Genomic DNA, 19,084 nt, shown 5'->3' with positions numbered 1-19,084 from the left:
AAAGGGATTATTTATGAAGAGATATTTGAATGGAATCTTATTTTCGGGGTTAAGTTCTATTGTTGCAGCTATGATTTGCTTAGGATTTTCGATGATTTTTTTAGGATATAAAATAATTTCTATAATTATATTTTTTATAGTTTTTTTTGGTTGGATATTTGGAATAAAAATAAAAAAGAAAGAGACAGAGAATAAAAATATTGTCAAACCTATGCGTCAAAGTAAATTTGGAGCAAATGCTAAAAATGAAAATTTACTAAATCCAAAATATGAAACTTTGCCAATGAGGGATATTACAAAAGGAATTCCTGTAATTACAATTTTTTCCATGATTGCAGTATACTTTGTTGATGTAGTTTTGGTAGCTTATTATTTGAAAAAAGAACAAAAGTTACCATTTTTAGAAGGCTTATCTTATTCGTGGATGGGAGTTTTTAAAATAAGTAGTGAAATATATAAAGATTGGGCTTGGATAATTTTAGTTGCGATTGTATCTATAGTTGCTTTTATAAAGGCTGAGAAAAAGGAACAGATGAGTAAGGAGAATTAACTAGAAAGCGAGATTTTTGAGACAGTTTCTCGGAAATTTAGCAGACAGTGTCTGATGAATTTAAAAAGTGATTTATAAAAGGGGGAGAAATAATGAAAAAGAGAGAAATTGAAAATATGGAAATAGTGAAAAATGTAATTGATTTGTTGGAAAATGCAAGAAAAAAAGTTGTTACAACTGTTAATCAGACGATGGTTTTGACGTATTTTGAGATAGGAAGAATGATAGTCGAGGAAGAGCAGAAAGGTGAAAATAGGGCAGAATATGGAAAGAAAATTTTGAAAATATTATCTAAAAAGTTGACTGAAAAATACAAAAAAGGATTTTCATTAACAAATTTGAAACAAATAAGGAGTTTTTATTTAGTTTATTCTGAAAAAGGTCAGACACTGTCTGACCAATTCAAACTGAGCTGGTCGCATTACGTGAAATTAAGTAGAATTTCAAATCCTGATGAAAGGAAATTTTATGAAATTGAGGCTGTGAAAAACAATTGGAGTTTAAGAGAACTAGAAAGACAGTTTGATAGTGCGTTGTATACGAGGTTGAGTTTAAGTAGAGATAAGAAGAAAGTTTTGGAACTTTCGCAAAAAGGACAGATTATAGAAAAGCCACAGGATTTGATAAAGGATCCTTATATACTTGAATTTATAGGATTACCAGAACAGTCCAGTTATTCAGAAAGTGAACTGGAAGAAAAATTAATAAGTAAATTAGAAAATTTTTTATTGGAACTTGGGAATGGCTTTACATTTGTAGGTAGACAGAAACGAATATCTTTTGATGAACAGCATTTTTACATTGATTTAGTTTTTTATAACAGACTTTTGAAATGCTTTGTCCTAATTGATTTGAAAATTGGTAAATTAAAACATCAGGATATAGGGCAAATGCAGATGTATGTAAATTATTATGACAGAGAAATGAAATTAGATGATGAAAATAAAACAATTGGAATAGTACTGTGTCAGGAAAAAAATCAATCTTTGGTGGAATACACGTTGCCAGAAGATAATGAGCAAATTTTTGCAAGTACATATAAAACAGTTTTGCCAAGTAAAGAGGAATTGATTAAAATTCTTGAGGAAGAATAGGAGGATTAAATTATGAAAATAAAAATAAAACCAAGCATATTAAACGGTACAATAGAAATTCCGCCATCTAAAAGTTATTCACACAGAGCGGTAATTGCAGCTGCATTAGCTGAAGGCGGGAAGAAGTCAAAGATTGATAATTTGAAGTTTTCAGTAGACATTACAACAACAACGGATATTATGGAAAACTGGGGAGCGAAAATCAATCGAGAGGAAAGTTCTCTTGAAATTATTGGAAATGGCGGAAAAGTCGTTCCAAAAGATAAGTATATGCAATGCAATGAGTCGGGATCTACAATTAGATTTCTAATACCTGTTGGAATTACAAGTGAAAATGAACTGATTTTCGATGGAAAAGGGAAACTTGTGGATAGGCCGCTGGATTCTTATTATAGGATTTTTAGTGAGCAGGGAATTTTTTATAAGAATGAGAATGGAAAATTGCCGCTTACAGTAAATGGAAAATTGAAGGCAGGGAATTATGAAATTGATGGGAATATAAGTTCACAGTTTATTACGGGACTTTTGTATGCCTTGCCACTCTTGGACGGAGATTCAAAGCTGACTATTAATAAGAATCTGGAGTCAAAGGGATATATTGATTTGACATTGGAAATATTGAAACTGGCAGGAATTGAGATTGTGAACAATGACTATAAGAGTTTTGATATAAAGGGAAATCAGATTTATAGGCCGTTTGATTATACTGTTGAGGGGGATTATTCGCAAGTGGCGTTTTGGATTGTGGCTGGAATAATTTCTGCAAATAAGGATAATGAAGTGAAATGTCTGCATGTGAATAAAAATTCGTTGCAAGGTGACAGAGAAATTATTGAGATTGTTCAAAGAATGGGAGCAAAACTTGAGATTTCTGATGATTACGTGATTGTTAAGCCATCTAAAACGAAAGGAACTGTGATTGATATTTCACAATGTCCTGATATTGGGCCAATTTTGACAGTATTAGGGGCCTTGAGTGAAGGGGAAACTAGAATTATTAATGGAGAAAGGCTTAGAATAAAGGAGTCAGATAGGATAACTTCGATAAAGACTGAGCTGAATAAATTGGGGGCAAATGTATCCGAAGAAGGAGATAGCCTGATTATTAAAGGTGTAGATAGATTTAATGGTGGAGTGACTGTAAGTGTTTGGAATGATCATAGAATTGCAATGTCCCTTGCGATTGCTTCGACAAGATGTGAAAAGGAAATAATTTTGGAAGAGGCTGAAAGTGTCAGAAAATCTTATCCGCATTTCTGGGATGATTTTGTGAAAATGGGTGGAGAGATTGAGGTTATTGAGAAGTAGAATCAGAAATTATAAGGAGCAGAAAAATGGGAGCAAATTTTGGAAAAAACTATAAAATATCAATTTTTGGTGAATCGCATGGTAGTGCATTAGGAATAAATATTGACGGAATTCCCGCAGGAACAAAACTGGATTTGGAATTTATCTCACAGGAAATGAGAAGAAGAGCACCTGGAAGATCGAAATTGACAACACCTAGAGTGGAAAAGGATGAATTTGAGATTTTGAGCGGATTTTTTGATGGAAAAACGACAGGAACACCGCTTGCAATGATTATTCGAAATTCAAATCAGCGTTCAAAGGATTACAGTGAATTGAAAAAAAAGCCAAGACCAGGGCATGCAGATTGGAGCGGATTTAACAGATATAGCGGATTTAATGATATTCGTGGAAGTGGACATTTTTCAGGACGAATAACGGCTTCATTGGTATTTGCTGGAGCGATTGCGAAACAGATTTTGAAGGAGCAGGGGATTTTAATTGCAGCACATATCAAATCGGTAAAGGATATTGAAGATAGGGATTTTGTGGAAAGTGATATTACAGAGGAAAATATTGATAAACTTAGAAATATGATTTTGCCTGTCTTGAACGAGGAAATTGTGGAAAAAATTGAGGAAGCTATGGAAAAGACGAGGGAAGATAAGGATTCGCTTGGCGGAATCGTGGAACTGATGGTTACAGGACTTCCGGCGGGAATAGGAGATCCGTATTTTGAGTCAATGGAAAGTGAGCTTTCGAGAATGATTTTTTCGGTGCCAGCTACAAAAGGAATAGAATTTGGAGTAGGTTTTGGAATTACGGAAATGACAGGATATGAGGCAAATGATGAAATGTATTATGATGAAAATGGGGATATAAAATCATTTACAAATAACAATGGTGGAATTATAGGCGGAATAACAACTGGAATGCCAATTTCATTTAAAGTGGCAATAAAACCGACAGCTTCGATTGAAAAAGCACAAAAAACCGTAAATCTTGAAACAAAGCAAAACGATATTCTAGAAGTGCGAGGAAGACACGATCCAATAATAGTTCCCAGAGTGGTACCAGTATTGGAGGCGGCTACGGCGATTGTGATTTTGGATAGGATTTTGGAAGGTAAAAAGAGAGAATTGTAAAAATGATTTCAATATTTTTTATACCAATTTCTTTTATATTAGGCTATCTTGTATGTTGTGGTAATAAAAAAATATTTGATTGATTAAAAAAAATTTTAAGATATTGAAAAATGAGATTGAGGAGCAGTTATAAAAAATTTTTTTAATAAAAATAAGCAAGAGGTTGGAATATTAGCCCCTTGCTTTTAACTTTTTACAATTTATTAAAAATTAATTTCCAGTTTCTTGATTAAAGAAAGAACCAGGATTGTTTAAATTTGACGAATCATTAGTAGTAGTTGTCTCAGAATTTTCTTGAGTTGTGCTTGTACTTGATGGTGTAGTACCAAAATCTGATGCGTGTAATTTATATTCAGGTATTTGGTAATTAAGTATTTTTTTTATTGTTAAAACACCATTTTTAGATACAGTTCCTTTTACATCAAAAGTAACAATGTCAGAATCCTCTACACCATATTTTTGTTTCATAAAATCGTAAATCCTGTCCATTAATCCAGAATTATCTTTTACTGTGAAAGTAAGAGTTTTGTTTGGAAATACTAGATTATCTTTTATATACGTAAATGTATTTGTTGCCCTCGTATAATCGCCTTTGTAAGTTTTATCTGTAATTTTGGACTTAGAAAATCCAATAACAGATATTGTCAACATCATTATTACTAATAATATTTTTTTCATTAAAGCCTCCTTTTGTATTATTTGTGAAAACCTAAATCAGCGGGATTAACATCTCCAGAGATTTTTTTTATGGTTCCACCTTTTTTTTCAAATTCATTTCTCATAAAAGTAACTTTTTTTATAAGTTCAATTGTGTCATTTTCCAGATTGGAACTATTATATCGCCCTTTTGTCCAGTAGTCGATAACTAGCGAGCTATCTCCACAAATAATTTTTGTATCATATTTTTTTGCATAAACGAAAGCTGTATAAATACCAACTAATTCACCAAAGTTATTTGTTCTGGTGTCAGCGACATAATAATTTCCAAATTCATTTATATTTTTTTCATTCATAATTTTATAAAGCAGCGAATTACTGTCAAAATCAGTTAATCTGACTTCCACACCATTACCACGTCCTGTTCCCGCATCAAAGTAAATTGCATCACGTTCCAGCTCGGAGTACAGTTCTGTCAAATCAGTCTTTTCTTTTTTTTTATAATTTGCTCCAGAATTTAACCACTCCTGTGCTTCCAAAAGAGTTTTAAATGATTTATAACGGGCTTTTTTACCGCTTACTTTTTTTTGACAATCTGTCCAGTTTTCAAGTATTCCATTTTCATTTGTATCTAAAATGAAATAAGCATAGAATTTTTTATTTTTTGACATTTTTAAATAAATTTATTAAATTATAAATTTAATCCTCCGTCAACTCTTAAAACTTGTCCCGTAACAAATTTAGACATATCACTTGCCAGATACAATGCAGCATTTGCAACGTCCTGAGCATCTCCCATTTTTCTAAGAGGTGTGTTTGCAAGTACAGTTTCTACAACTTTTTCTGGTAACACATGAGTCATATTTGTTTCGATGAATCCTGGTGCAATTGCATTTGATCTAAGATTTTTTCTACCAAATTCCTTTGCCCAAGTTTTTGCCATGGCGATAACTCCACCTTTTGTAGCAGCATAGTTAGTTTGTCCTGCATTCCCATCAACTCCTACAACAGAAGCCATATTGATTACACTTGAGGCTTTACTTTTTAACAGTAGTGAAACGAATCCCTGCATTACATTGTAGACACCTTTTAAGTTAATATCAATTACTAAATCCCAGTCAGCTTCCTTCATTCTTTGAAGTAATGCATCTCTTGTAATTCCTGCATTATTTACAAGAATGTCCAATTTTCCATATTTTTCCTTGATTTCACTTGCAATTTCCTTTATGTTTTCCCTGTCAGTAACGTTTAATTTTACGTGTGAAATATTTTCGTGGCTATAATCGGGATCAATCAAATCTCCAGAAATAACAGTAGCCCCATTTTCTGCAAATTTTAGTGCAATTTCCTTCCCGATACCTCTTGAACCACCTGTAATTAATGCAATTTTACCATTTAACACTATATTTTCCACCTTTCGTCTTTTATTTCAAAATTTATAATTATAATTCCAAAATAATTAAATAATTATTTTAAAGAATTTAAAACTTCAAGTTTTACTTTTGTAATTCCCTTTCCAGGATTTTCGATTTTTGAAAAAGCCCCATAACTTAAATCAATTACACGTCCTTTTGTAAAAGGGCCTCTATCGTTAATTTTTACAATAACTTCTTTTCCATTGTTCAAATTTGTAACTTTTACTTTTGTACCAAATGGAAGAGATCTGTGTGCTGCCACCATTTCGTGTCTGTTATGTCTTTCACCGCTAGCTGTTCTGCTTCCATGTAATCCTTTGCCATAGTATGAAGCAACTCCAGTTTGTGAATGTTTAGAATGTCCTGAATTTGAAGTTTTTTCTTTTGTAGAAGTTTGGTTTGGTTTTGCAACGTATAAGCCAGCACCATTATCAACAGCTTTTATCATTTCATTTTTTATGTAAATTATATTGGTATTAGTATTTGTTTCAGCAACTAATGATAGTGATACTACTAAACCTGTAAGCATAGTAACTATTTTTTTCATTAATTTTCTCCTTAAATAATAAAATTTTCATAACATTGAAACTGAATAGTCTTGTTATGGTGTTTACACTTAAAAAGATTAATTTTGAAAGCTAAACACTTCTACATTATAGCATATTTTTAATGTTTAATTACTTATTTTTTACTTAGTTATTTTAGTTCAGGCTGTTTTACGTGTTGAATTTTAGGACTGTTTACGTCTAAAGTTTCAAATGTATATCCTGCTTTTCTATATCCGTCAATAATTCGTTGCAGAGCTTGAACAGTAGTTTTCTTGGCATTTGTATCGTGCATTAGGACATTTATGTCAGGATGATTTGTGCAGACACCGTATTTAACCAGTTTTTCTACAGGGACATTGTTTCCAGAAGCATCTGTTGAATCACAGTTCCAGTCAAAATATACATATCCTTCTCTTGTCATTCTGTTAATTATAGCCGTTTTTAGAGCTTTAGATGCTTTTGCATTACTTGAACCACCTGGGAATCTTGTGATTTTTACATCTAATCCTGTTGTTGATTTTACAGCATCTCTTATTTTATAAAGATCTTTAAAGAAACTTTCCTCATTTGCATAAACTTCCTTATATTCATGTGAATAAGTATGCAACCCAAGTACATGTCCATGATCAATTATTTTTTTATAATCATTATAATTTTTTCCGATTCCAATTATAAAGAATGTCGCTTTTATATTATTTTTTTTCAAAATTTCAAGTATTTGATCAGTGTGTCCTGAAGGACCGTCATCGAATGTCAAATAAACGGTTTTTATTTTTTTGTCAGCTTTAAGTTTTTCATATTGAGCTTTCATATCTGTATTTTTTTTCGTAAGAGCAGTAAGTTCTTCAGCTTTTTTTGTTTTTTCATCAGTTAATTTTTTTACACTTGATTTTAAGTTGTGATGTTCCATAAATTTTGCAGTTGTTCCAAAAATTTTTATTCCTGAGTATAAAAATCCTGCCATAGCAAGTAATATACCAACAATTGATAATACTTTTTTCATTTTTTTACCTCTCATTTATTATTATTTGTATTTGTTTACTAATGCTTCTGTTTTCTTGTAAGTGTCCTCGCTGTGTTTAATACTGTTATTAAGGGCGTTCACTTCCTTTTCCAGCTTTTGTTTATTTTCCTTAAGTGCAGGTATATTTTTTTCAAATTCTGCCTTTTTTTCAATTAGGACAAAATGTGAAAGTGCCACAAGCAATGCTGAAATAATAAACAAAATAAGTGCAGTTTTTGCTAATTTTTTGCTACTTTCATCACTATGATCATTTCTATAATCATAAAGAAATTGTTGTTGTTGTTTCTTTGCCATTGTTCTCCTCTTTTCTATAATTTATTTTTTTAAATTTACTAACTTATTTTATTTGTCTTTTTAAATCTAAAAAGTTACAAAAGACAAAAGCCCTCTTAAAAAAGAGGGCCATAAAAGGGGGGGTTAATTGAGGTTTCAGATCTTTTAATCGATCTGAATATAGTATACACTATAATCATTAAACCACCATTAAATCAAAATTGTTTTTTGATTAATTTGTTTCTCTTTTTTAGTTAAGATAGCTTTATTGCTATTTTATAAAGGGTTAAAACTATAAATTTTACATCCTGTTTACTGTATTTATTCCAAGAAGGCTAAGCCCTTCCTTTAATACAAATGCCGTTTTTTCCGCCAGTAAAATTCGTGCGTCCATAACTTTTTTATCTTCTTCCTTCAAAATAGAGCTTGAATTATAGAAGTTATTAAATAACTTGGCTGTGTCAAATAAATAATCGGCAATTATGTTTGGACGATAGCTTTCATAAGATTTTACTACTGTCTGCGGGAATCTCAGCAGCTCAACTGCCAGTTCACGCTCAATGCCGCTCATATTTTCCAAAATAATATCTTTATTTTCCACACTAATATTTTCTTCCTTCAATTTTCTGAAAATAGACATAATCCGTACGTAAGTATATTGCAGATAAGGCCCTGTGTTACCTTCGAAGCTAAGTACCTTGTCCCAGGTGAATGTTATATCAGAAGTTCTGTTCTGGCTCAAATCAAAGTATTTTATAGCTCCGCTTCCCACAATTTCAGCAATTTTCTCTTTTTCATCTTCTGGAATATTAGGATTTTTTTCATCAATTATCTTTTTAACTTGAGTTTTTGCCTCATCCAGCAAGTCAACAAGCCTTATTATGTTTCCACTTCTGGAAGAAAAAATCATTCCGTCACCAAATCTCATAATTCCAAACACGACATGAGTTTTTTTGTAATTATAAGGTTCACCCAGCAATTCTCCAATTTCAAAAACTTGCTTAAAGTGATTCTGTTGTCTGTCATCAGTCAGATAAACAGCCTCATCTACATTTAATTCATCTTTTCTAAATTTCATTGTAGCTAAATCAGAAGTCGTGTACAAGAAACTTCCGTCTTTTTTTTGGACAATCGCAGGTGGCAGTTTGTCATTTTCAAAAAATACGACTAATGCTCCCTGATCTTCCCTTGCGATACCTTTTTTCTTTAATTCATCAAGAACAGAGGGCATCATATCGTTATAAAATGATTCACCATAATAATAGTCAAAATTTACATCAAGCCTGTCATAAACTTTGTTGTATTCCTTTAGTGAAATATCAATAAATTCCTTCCACAATTTCTGATTATCCTCATCTCCAAGCTGCAACTTTTTCAGCTCTTCACGTGCTTCGTCCTCCAAAACAGGATTTTTTTTTGATTCTTCAGAAAACAGCACATAAATTCTTTCCAGTTCTCCAATCGGATCTTTTGCATAAGCTTTTCTGTCCAGCCAATTCTTATAGGCCACAATAAGCTTTCCAAACTGCGTCCCCCAATCACCAATATGGTTATCAGCAAGCGTATGAAATCCCAAAAACTGTAAAATTCTTTTTATGGAATCCCCAATAATCGTGCTCCTCAAATGTCCGATGTGCATTCTCTTGGCAATATTGGGAGAGGAATAGTCGATAATTACAGTTTTGTCTGTATTTAAGAAGGAAAAATCATATTTTTCATTTTCCACTTTTTTTATTTCTTCATTTAAAAAGCTATTTTTCAAATAAATATTGATAAATCCCGGCCCCGCAATTTCCAGCTTTTCGATAATATCATTTTCTGCAAAATTATCTACAAGTGTATTTGCAATCTCTCGTGGATTTTTTCCAATTAATTTTGAACTAACCATCGCAAAATTCGTCTGAAAATCCCCAAATTCCTTTTTCGTGGAATTTTGAATATCGACTTTTTCTGTATAATCAGCACCAAAAATATTATTTATATTTTCTGAAAACAATTTTTTTAATTTAATTGTCAATAATTCCATTATTTTAAAATCTTTATCCTTTCCTTTCACAAAATTTACGTTAATTAAGGGATAACGCATAATCCTTTTTTTCTAAAAAATATTTCCTTGCATATTATATAATAAATTTAATAAAATTTGAAGTATTTATTTATTATTTGGGTAAATAAAAAATATTAAAATTTTTAAATTGACTAATTTTATTTTTTTGTGTTCGATAGCTGTTTATTAACTATATTCAAACAAAAACTATAAAATATATGTTAGTAATTTTAACATATTATTAAAATGAAAATTTGACATAAAAAATAAAAAGTGTTATCATATTACGAGTTTTATATATAAATTTAATGTTTTGAGAAAAAATAGACAAGGAGAGAGAGTATGCTGTTTAAAGAAACGGAAAGATTTTTAAAAAGAATTTTAAAGAAAAAATACAAATATACAAAAATGCTGTTAATAACATTTTTAATGACAGGTGGACTGGGGATGGCAGTGCCAATAACCCCAAATGCAAATGGAGAATACATTGTAAATTCAGGCACAGGAGATGGGGAAATTAATATAAATGGTAATGCTAGGCGAATTTTTAAAATAGATGATGGAAAAAAACTTACTTATACTGGAAATGGAGAAGTACAGTCTACAACTATGACAACACCTTACACAGCGAGGCCATTAATAACAATTTCTGGTTCAAATACAGAGTTTTCTGGAACTGGTATAACAAATAAGGCGGAGTTTTTGAGTGAAGATAACATCGTTTTGTATTCAGTAACAGATACAACAGGAACTTATATTAATGGTACAAATCAGAAAGTAACATTTAAAGATATAAAAATTCCTGCTTTAAACGGTTCAGGAGTATCAGTAATAAAAGTAGAAGCTAAGAATGGATATAACGTAAGAGGGGCAGAACTTAATTTGATAGGAACGACAGGAGATGATGAAAATTCTGGAATCACTGCAAATGATAATTGGGTAGTAGAAGTTGAAGGAGATACAGTTAATAATAAGTATTCTGAATTAACAATCAATGCAACAGGAAATACAGCTATAACTGGATTAATGCATAAAGAAGGAAAATCCATCATAAATGTAAATTTAGAAAATGAAGCTAGATGGTCACTAACCAAAAATTACACAAATGGTTCAACAACAACAACGATTAATTCATTAAATATTGGAAATGAGGGTATCTTAGATGCAACTTTTTATCCAACAGAAGCAGATAATGAAACTGGTAAGTATACTATAAAATTAACTTCTGATGGAATTAATAATGATGGAACATTAATGAATGCTGGAGAAATAAATTTTTATAACGGTTCTTATAAAGATGTTTTGACAATTGAAGGAAATTATCGTGGAAATAATGGAAATATAATAATGAATACTATTTGGAATGCTCCAGGAGATGAAAATGGTGGGAATTCTGAATCAGATTTAATGTATATAACTGGAAATGCAACAGGAAATACTAAAGTTATTCCAGCTTCTTATGATGATGAAGCAAAACAAAATATTTTAGACGGAAATGTTCAGCAACTATCACAACGGATAAATAGTGTCCCAGTTGTAAAAGTAGCTGGAAATTCTACACCAACTGCATTTACTGGAACTGCAAAAACAGCTGGAGCGGCAGAGGCTCAACTTACCAGCAGACAAGTCAATGGTATCTGGGAATATTATTGGACTATTGCACCTCTTGGTAGATCTGGAGCCACTACTGGAGTGGTTGGTGGAGCTGGAAGTGCTATAAGTGCTGGTGGTTCAGGTTCGAGTCATCCAATCTATATTATGGCACAGCCGGTGTCAGCTTATGTGTTAATGCCGAAAGTGAATATGGAAATGGGGTATTCTTCTGTTGGAACTTTACATGAAAGAAGAGGAGAGAATCGAATATTAGATCTGGAAAATATGACGGCTGGTAAAGGACAGTTGTGGACAAGAGTTTACGGTAGCGGTGTGAGTGAAAAAGGTAAGGAAAGATTTGAGCATGAAAGTAATCTTTATGGAGTGCAGCTGGGGCATGACTTTAAAATAAATAAGGATAAAAATGGAAATAATCACTTATTAGGCGGATATATTTCATATAACAGGGCAAGTTCAGATTTTTTTGACAGATACCGTGCAGAAAATGGAAGAATTTCCGATGATAAATATACAGGGAAAGGAAAGGCGGAAAGCATCTCATTGGGAATCACAAAAACAAAATATACAGAAAATGGTTCATATTATGATTTGGTGGGACAAGTTTCATATTTACAAAATAAATATAAATCAAGAGATGATTACGATGCAAAACAGAGAGGATATGGACTATTATTTTCAGGAGAAATTGGAAAATCATTTGGAATTGGGAAAGATGGGACATGGGCAATTGAGCCGCAGGCACAGTTAATATATCAATATTTGAACACAAAATCATTTAATGACGGGTTGAGAAAGGTAAGTCAGGATAACAGAAATGGGTTGCGTGGAAGAACAGGGATTAAACTTTCTTATAACGGAAATTCGGATGAAGGGCGAACGAATACATATTATGTTGTAGCAAATGTCTGGCATGATTTTACAAAATATGAAAATAAATACACAAACATAGGTTCTGACAAAGTAACTGAGAAACTTGGCACAACTTGGGGAGAAGTAGGTTTAGGAGCACAAGCACCATTAGGACAAAAAAGTAATTTATACATTGACACAAGATATGAACAGTCGTTTGGTAATTCAAGACGTTCTGGATATAGAGGAACAATTGGATTTAAACATACTTTTTAATTAAAAAAACTTAGTTGATTTAAAGTAAGTTATGTGATATAATAATTCCGTAAAACTAACTAACATTTGGAGATAAAAAAAGAGAGTGGTGCAACACTCTCTTTTCCTTTTACAGGAATTTTTCAATTAAGTATCTCAATACTTCCAGTAAAATTAGTAAAAGAATTTTGATAGTTTCTTTTACTCTCATCTTTATTCACCTCCTAACATTCGGAGTTAATATATTATAACATAAATTTTAATTGATTAAAATTATTTTTTAATAAATTCAGATAAACATAAAAATAAAGATATAAAAAAATTAATATTTTATTTATTAATATAATTAAAATAAACAAATCCATCATTCATAACCGTCATCTTCGTAATGCTCCCATTATCCAGCTTGAATTGCCAATAGCCGTCAAGATTATTGAATAAATAATAGCTGATTAAGGATTGAATAACACCAGCATGAGCTACGACAAGTATTTTTTTATTTTTATGTTCATTCTTTATTTTATTAATTTCTGTTACACTTCGTTTTTGCAAATCAGAAAGGCTTTCTCCCCCTTCTGTCTTGAAATGCCGCCAGTTATTCTTCATTTCATATACGTAATGCGGGAATTCATTTTCAATTTCCTTATAAGTTTTGCCTTCAATATTTCCAAAGTTCAACTCTCTTAGTTCCTCTGAAAAATATGTTTTTATATTTTTATTAATTTTTAGTAATTCCAGACTTTCACGGCATCTTTTTAAGTCGCTCGAAAATACTATGTCAATTTTTTCATTCATTTTTTCCAGTTTTTTTTTCGTATCTTTTAGCTGATTTATTCCAGTTTCATTCAAACTTGGGTTTGAATGTCCATAATATAAATGTTTTTTGTTGTAGTCTGTTTCACCGTGTCTTATAAATAATATTTCTGTCATTTTATTTTCTCTTTCCTTTTTATTCCAAATCTTATTTTATTTAGTTATCTCAGAATAATTCCTAGAAATAACACTAAAATTGAAGTTAATTCGAGAGAGGCTCCCATTGTGTCGCCAGTTATCCCTCCGATTTTTTTTCGTACGTCTAACATAAGCAGAATTATAAACAAAAGTGCGATAAATACAGTAACAGTTCCATTTGTCCCAATTATAAGAAATACTAGGATATTTGTTAAAACAAGTGAAAAAACTGCTTCAAAAATACCATTTTCAGAGATTATGGCGTTGCTCATCCCAGATTTTCTGGCATAGTCGGAAAGTCCAGCGTTTACTGATGTTGAAAGCCTTGCAACAATTGGGAAAATTATTAGATATTTTGGATTTGTTGTGATTATTTCGGAAATTATGGTAATTTTTGTGATAAAATATAAAATTAATACAACAGTTCCATTTGTCCCGATTCTTGAATCTTTCATAATTTCCAGCATTCTTTCTTTCCTGCCATAGCTGAAAAGTCCGTCAAAAGTGTCAGCAAGCCCGTCAATATGAATTATTCCGACAATTAGAATTTCTACAATTATTAAGAATATAGCGATTATTATTTTGCTACAAAAAATGTTTTTTAAATAAGTTATAATTAAAAAATTTGTAAAATATAGAATTAATCCAATAATTAATCCAACTAAAGGGAAAAATTTGATTGATTTTCCCAGTTTTTTCTCGCTGTAGCTGACTTTTAGCGGGGTTGGGATACGAGTCATAAATTGGATTAGAATAATAAATTGTTCAAAAAAATTTTTTATGTATTTCATAAGGATCTCCATTTTTTGTTTTTTATAAAATTTTCTATATTTTATCATTTTTGTAAAAAAAAATCACGCAATTTCTATATTTTTAGCGAAAAAAATATTATGTTTTAAATCTCTTGTTTTTATAGTTATAATATGGTATTCTATTGTCATCAGACAGAAAGTGAAAGGAGCATTAAAAATGTGGTTTCCATTGTTTATACATTTCAAGAATAAAAAAGTTCTTGTAATTGGCGGAGGGAAAATTGCAGCCAAGAAAATCAGGAAAATTTTAGAATATGGAGCGGATATTACGGTTGTGACTGAGGATGTTGCGGAAAAGGGGCTGTTACAGCTGGAAAATATTAAAATTGAAAGTAATAGGAAAATCGAAAATGATAAAAGTGAAATTGAAAAACTTGTAAAGGGGTATTTTTTGGTGATTGCGGCTACGGACGATGAAGAATTGAACGAAAATGTGGCAAGAATCTGTGATTCCAATGGGATACTGATTAATAATGTATCTTCAAAGATTAAGATGAATGCAATGTTTGGAGGAATTGTGAAAAATGATGAGTTTCAGATTGCAGTTTCTACAGGCGGGAAAAATTGTAGGCGTTCACGTGCCATGAAAAGTGAGATTCAGAAAATTCTTGATAAAATAGAAAAATAAGTATTCAAATTTGGAAATAATAAAATGAAAAAAGGTGAAGTGGAAATGTTTAAAAGACACAGGAAATTACGAAGAAATGAAGTTATAAGAAATCTTGTGAAAGATGTGTATGTTGCAAAGGAGGACTTGATTTATCCGATTTTTATTGAGGAAGGAGAAAATATTAAAAGTGAGATTCCTTCAATGCCAGGGATCTTTAGATATTCGATTGACAGAATTTCTGAGGAGCTGGATGAGCTGGTAAAATTGGGAATAAATTCGATTTTACTTTTTGGGATTCCGAAAAATAAGGATGCTTGTGCGACAGAGGCGTATAATGAGAATGGTGTGATTCAGAATGCAATTCGATTTATAAAGGAAAAATATGATAATTTCCTTGTAATTTGCGATATTTGCTGTTGTGAGTACACAAATCATGGACACTGCGGAATACTTGACGGGAATGGATATGTAAAAAATGATGAAACATTGGAAGTCTTGGCAAAAATAGCACTTTCATATGCAGAAGCGGGAGCTGACATTGTGGCACCTTCTGATATGATGGACGGACGTGTGGAAAAAATTTGTGAAGTTCTGGCTGAAAATAATTTTGAAACTGTTCCGGTAATGGCGTATTCGGTAAAGTATTCGTCAGCATTTTACGGGCCTTTCAGAGATGCAGCGGATTCGGCTCCTCAATTTGGCGACAGAAAATCTTATCAGATGAATTTTCAGTATTCAAAGGATGCAATAGATGAAGTTGCCGAAGATTTACGGCAGGGGGCGGATATTATAATTGTAAAGCCTGCGATGGCATATCTTGATGTAATAAAAAAGGTAAGTGATAAATTTGAAGTTCCAATTGTGGCTTATAGTGTTTCGGGCGAGTATTCGATGGTAAAGGCGGCGGCTCAAAATGGCTGGATTGATGAAATGAAAATCGTGATGGAGCAGATATATGCGATGAAAAGGGCTGGAGCAAATGCCATTATTACTTATTATGCAAAAGAAGTTGCAAAATATCTGGAAAAATAAAAAATAAAAAAAGAGAGAGTATAGAGTATGAAAATAGTTATAGCGGGAGCTGGTGTCGTTGGGGAATCACTTTGTAGCGAATTATCCGAAGTGGGAAACGACGTAATTTTAATAGAAAAAGAGGAAAAAGTATTAAATAAACTTGTGGAAAATTATGATATAACGGGAATGGTTGGGAATGGAGCTTCGTACGAAACTTTGCTTGAAGCTGGAACAGACAGTGCCGATATTTTTATTGCGGCAACAGAATCGGATGAATTAAATATAATTTCTTCAATTATTGCCAAAAAAATTGGAGCAAAATTTACAATAGCAAGGGTAAGAAATCCTGAGTACAGTTCAAATATGCAGTTTGTAAGGGAAAATTTAGGAATATCGCTTATGCTAAATCCTGAAATGGAGTCTGCAAAAAATATTGCAAATAAGCTGCTATTTCCAGTGGCATTGAGTGTGGAGAATTTTTTTGGGCAGAAAGCCAGCTTTATTTCAATAAGAGTGGAAAAACATAGCTTTTTAAATGGAATACAGTTAAAGAAGCTGGAATTTGATCCGAAAGACAAGGTAATAATTTGCACTGTAAAAAGAGGAGAGGAAATTTTCATACCAAGTGGAGATTTTACAATTTTGGAAAATGATATTATCTATATTGCTGGTTCCATAGATTCGGTGCGTAAATTTTATGATAGAATTGAGCAGAGCAACTTGAAGATAAACTCGACGATGCTTATTGGTGGCGGGACAATTACTCATTATCTGATTGGAAAATTACTGGAAAATAAAAATAAAGTCAAGGTTATTGAAAATGAACGGGAACGGGCCGAAAAATTAAGTGAAGCATATTCAAAGGCCATTGTAATACGAGGAGATGAAGCTGATCAGGAATTTTTGATTCAGGAAGGTATAAAAAATTATGATGCTGTTGTAATTCTTACAGACAGTGATGAGGAAAATGCTGTTATTTCAATGTTTGCAAATTCTATAACAAATGCCAAGTTAATTACGAAAATGAACAGGACATTACTGCTTCCAATATTGGAAAACAGCACCGGTACATCAACTGTTGTACCGAAAAAAGTTATTTCTGATATGATAATCAGCGTTGTAAGAACAAGGACTGATATGCGGGGCTCTACAATGAGTTTGTTATATAGACTTGAAAATCAGGTGGAATTTATCACTTTTGAAATTAATGAAAACAGCACTGCCATTGATGTACCGTTAAAGGAATTGAAGATAAGAAAAGGGACATTGATTGCAAGTATATTAAGAGATGGGAAAATGATTTTCCCAGGTGGAAATGATATGATAAAAAATAACGATAGTGTAATGATAGTTTCAACAATTCCTTCAATAGAAGATTTTGACGACATACTTGAGCGAGTTTAAGGAGTAAAAATGAATAAAAAAATGATAGGTTACATAATTGGAAAAATACTTATACTTGAAGCTGGATTAATGGTTTTACCCCTAATCATAAGTTTTTTATACAATGAAAGTACAAAATATAAAATTGCTTATGGTTCTGTAATATTACTTCTTTTGGCAACTGGTTTTCTGCTTTCAATGAAACTTCCCAGAGACGAACGTATTCAGGGGAGAGAAGGCTATATCATCGTTTCATTGTCCTGGATTCTGATGTCCATGTTTGGAGCATTGCCATTTGTAATTACAAAGGAAATACCTTCATTTGTAGATGCCTTTTTTGAGATTGTGAGCGGTTTTACGACAACAGGTTCAAGTATAATAACAGATCTTGGCAAAATTAGCCATTCTAATTTATTTTGGCGAAGTTTTACCCATTTTGTGGGGGGAATGGGGGTATTGGTTCTGGCACTTGCGATTTTTCCAAGTTCTGCAACTTCAGTCCATGTAATGAAAGCCGAAGTCCCAGGGCCGACATTTGGGAAACTGGTTTCAAAATTGTCAACAACGGCGAGAATGCTTTATAAAATTTATATTGTCATGACAATAGCTGTAATAATTTTATTGATGCTAGGAGGAGTAAATTTATTTGAATCTTCGCTTCTTGCATTTGGTACGGCTGGAACAGGTGGCTTTGGAGTAAGAAACGGAAGCATATTGCCATACAATAATCCATATGTTGAAATTGTTTTAGGAATTGGAATGCTTGTTTTTGGAGTAAACTTCAATATTTATTATTTTATTTTAATTGGGAAAGTAAAAGATGTCTTTAAAAATGAGGAATTAAAATATTATTTGCTAATAGTTTTTGGAGCAATCGCATTAATAGTTTTCAATATATATCAGACATACGGTTCAATCTGGAACTGTATAAGAGATGTATTTTTTTCTGTTTCATCAGTTATAACAACAACGGGATATTCCACAGCCGATTTTGGGAAATGGCCATTATTTTCACAAGTTATACTGTTAATTTTAATGTTTTTTGGAGGTTGTGCAGGTTCTACAGCTGGAGGGCTGAAAATATCAAGAGTAGTGCTGATGTTAAAAATCTATTTTGCAGAAATAGTCCAAATGATAAGCCCAAACCGTGTAGTTACAGTAAAATACGACGACAAGGCAGTAAATGTGAAAATGCAGAAAAGTATCGCAGTGTATTTTCTGGTATACGCTCTCGTTTTTGGAGGAATTTTACTAATGATTTCCTATTCAGTGGACGATTTTATGACAGCATTCAGTGCTGTTGCAGCCACATTCAATAATATCGGCCCAGGACTAGGAAAAGTAGGCCCGACATTTAGCTTTGCTGAACTGAATAATTTTTCAAAAGTAATTCTTAGCTTTGGGATGCTTGCAGGAAGGCTGGAAATTTTCCCGATGTTAATATTATTTTCCCCAACAGCATGGAAATTAAAATAAAAAATTATCTTACTTTGTTATACAAATATAAATTAAAATGAGAAAGTGAAAAAAAAAACTTGAGTTTTTTAACAAAATAG

18 protein-coding genes are annotated in these 19,084 nt (G+C 32.0%); 9 read left to right on the top strand and 9 right to left on the bottom strand.

The window, feature by feature from the left end; all coding sequences use genetic code 11:
* Positions 1–13 precede the first annotated feature (13 nt).
* From K324_RS0102750 to aroC, 4 genes are all read left to right on the top strand, one after another.
* Positions 14–550: a hypothetical protein gene (locus K324_RS0102750; protein WP_026747803.1), complete on the top strand. Its 537-nt coding sequence runs from the start codon at positions 14–16 to the stop codon at positions 548–550.
* A 92-nt stretch (positions 551–642) separates the two neighbouring features.
* Entirely contained in the window at positions 643–1,644 is a 1,002-nt protein-coding gene (locus K324_RS0102745; protein ID WP_026747802.1) for a PDDEXK nuclease domain-containing protein, read from the top strand.
* 12 nt (positions 1,645–1,656) lie between these two features.
* Positions 1,657–2,952 (top strand): 3-phosphoshikimate 1-carboxyvinyltransferase, encoded by a 1,296-nt coding sequence (gene aroA, locus K324_RS0102740; RefSeq protein WP_026747801.1) that lies wholly within the window; start codon positions 1,657–1,659, stop codon positions 2,950–2,952.
* 26 nt (positions 2,953–2,978) lie between these two features.
* Entirely contained in the window at positions 2,979–4,076 is a 1,098-nt protein-coding gene (gene aroC, locus K324_RS0102735) for a chorismate synthase (RefSeq protein ID WP_026747800.1), read from the top strand.
* A gap of 210 nt (positions 4,077–4,286) precedes the next feature.
* On the opposite strand, the gene K324_RS0102730 is transcribed toward aroC, so the two are convergent.
* The 7 genes from K324_RS0102730 to argS all read right to left on the bottom strand — a co-directional run bounded on the left by K324_RS0102730 (position 4,287) and on the right by argS (position 10,019).
* Positions 4,287–4,754, bottom strand: a complete 468-nt coding sequence (locus tag K324_RS0102730; protein WP_026747799.1) for a hypothetical protein — start codon at positions 4,752–4,754, stop codon at positions 4,287–4,289.
* A gap of 17 nt (positions 4,755–4,771) precedes the next feature.
* A complete protein-coding gene (locus tag K324_RS0102725) occupies positions 4,772–5,404 on the bottom strand; it encodes an RNase H1/viroplasmin domain-containing protein (RefSeq protein ID WP_026747798.1) in 633 nt (210 codons plus the stop codon).
* A gap of 20 nt (positions 5,405–5,424) precedes the next feature.
* Entirely contained in the window at positions 5,425–6,135 is a 711-nt protein-coding gene (fabG, locus tag K324_RS0102720) for a 3-oxoacyl-ACP reductase FabG (RefSeq protein WP_036095017.1), read from the bottom strand.
* A gap of 65 nt (positions 6,136–6,200) precedes the next feature.
* A complete protein-coding gene (locus tag K324_RS0102715) occupies positions 6,201–6,695 on the bottom strand; it encodes a septal ring lytic transglycosylase RlpA family protein (protein WP_026747796.1) in 495 nt (164 codons plus the stop codon).
* A 149-nt stretch (positions 6,696–6,844) separates the two neighbouring features.
* A complete protein-coding gene (locus K324_RS0102710; RefSeq protein ID WP_026747795.1) occupies positions 6,845–7,699 on the bottom strand; it encodes a polysaccharide deacetylase family protein in 855 nt (284 codons plus the stop codon).
* 21 nt (positions 7,700–7,720) lie between these two features.
* Positions 7,721–8,014 (bottom strand): hypothetical protein, encoded by a 294-nt coding sequence (locus K324_RS0102705; RefSeq protein ID WP_026747794.1) that lies wholly within the window; start codon positions 8,012–8,014, stop codon positions 7,721–7,723.
* A gap of 280 nt (positions 8,015–8,294) precedes the next feature.
* Positions 8,295–10,019 carry an arginine--tRNA ligase gene (argS, locus tag K324_RS0102700; protein WP_026747793.1) on the bottom strand — a complete coding sequence of 575 codons (1,725 nt, stop codon included), beginning with the start codon at positions 10,017–10,019 and terminating at the stop codon, positions 8,295–8,297.
* Between the two features lie 363 nt (positions 10,020–10,382).
* Between argS and K324_RS14180 the strand changes: the two genes are divergently transcribed.
* Complete coding sequence (locus K324_RS14180; RefSeq protein ID WP_051354376.1) at positions 10,383–12,779, top strand: autotransporter family protein; 2,397 nt, start codon at positions 10,383–10,385, stop codon at positions 12,777–12,779.
* Positions 12,780–13,088: 309 nt separating this feature from the next.
* Here the strand turns inward: K324_RS14180 and K324_RS0102685 are convergent, their stop codons facing one another.
* Entirely contained in the window at positions 13,089–13,688 is a 600-nt protein-coding gene (locus K324_RS0102685; protein ID WP_026747792.1) for a histidine phosphatase family protein, read from the bottom strand.
* Positions 13,689–13,732: 44 nt separating this feature from the next.
* On the bottom strand, positions 13,733–14,500 hold the full coding sequence (cobS, locus tag K324_RS0102680) for an adenosylcobinamide-GDP ribazoletransferase (protein WP_026747791.1): 768 nt from the start codon (positions 14,498–14,500) through the stop codon (positions 13,733–13,735).
* Positions 14,501–14,678: 178 nt separating this feature from the next.
* On the opposite strand from cobS, the gene K324_RS0102675 reads away from it, so the two are divergent.
* The 4 genes from K324_RS0102675 to K324_RS0102660 are packed head-to-tail and all read left to right on the top strand — an operon-like array spanning position 14,679 to position 19,004.
* On the top strand, positions 14,679–15,149 hold the full coding sequence (locus K324_RS0102675) for a precorrin-2 dehydrogenase/sirohydrochlorin ferrochelatase family protein (RefSeq protein ID WP_026747790.1): 471 nt from the start codon (positions 14,679–14,681) through the stop codon (positions 15,147–15,149).
* Positions 15,150–15,194: 45 nt separating this feature from the next.
* Positions 15,195–16,163, top strand: coding sequence for a porphobilinogen synthase (hemB, locus tag K324_RS0102670; protein ID WP_026747789.1), 969 nt, complete (start codon positions 15,195–15,197; stop codon positions 16,161–16,163).
* 27 nt (positions 16,164–16,190) lie between these two features.
* Positions 16,191–17,549 (top strand): Trk system potassium transporter TrkA, encoded by a 1,359-nt coding sequence (trkA, locus tag K324_RS0102665; RefSeq protein WP_026747788.1) that lies wholly within the window; start codon positions 16,191–16,193, stop codon positions 17,547–17,549.
* Positions 17,550–17,558: 9 nt separating this feature from the next.
* Positions 17,559–19,004: a TrkH family potassium uptake protein gene (locus K324_RS0102660; protein ID WP_026747787.1), complete on the top strand. Its 1,446-nt coding sequence runs from the start codon at positions 17,559–17,561 to the stop codon at positions 19,002–19,004.
* Positions 19,005–19,084 lie beyond the last annotated feature (80 nt).

This window comes from Leptotrichia trevisanii DSM 22070 (assembly GCF_000482505.1).
Classification (GTDB): Bacteria; Fusobacteriota; Fusobacteriia; order Fusobacteriales; family Leptotrichiaceae; genus Leptotrichia; species Leptotrichia trevisanii.
Note: the sequence above shows the minus strand (reverse complement) of the source record. Positions and strands in the feature narration are given on the sequence as shown.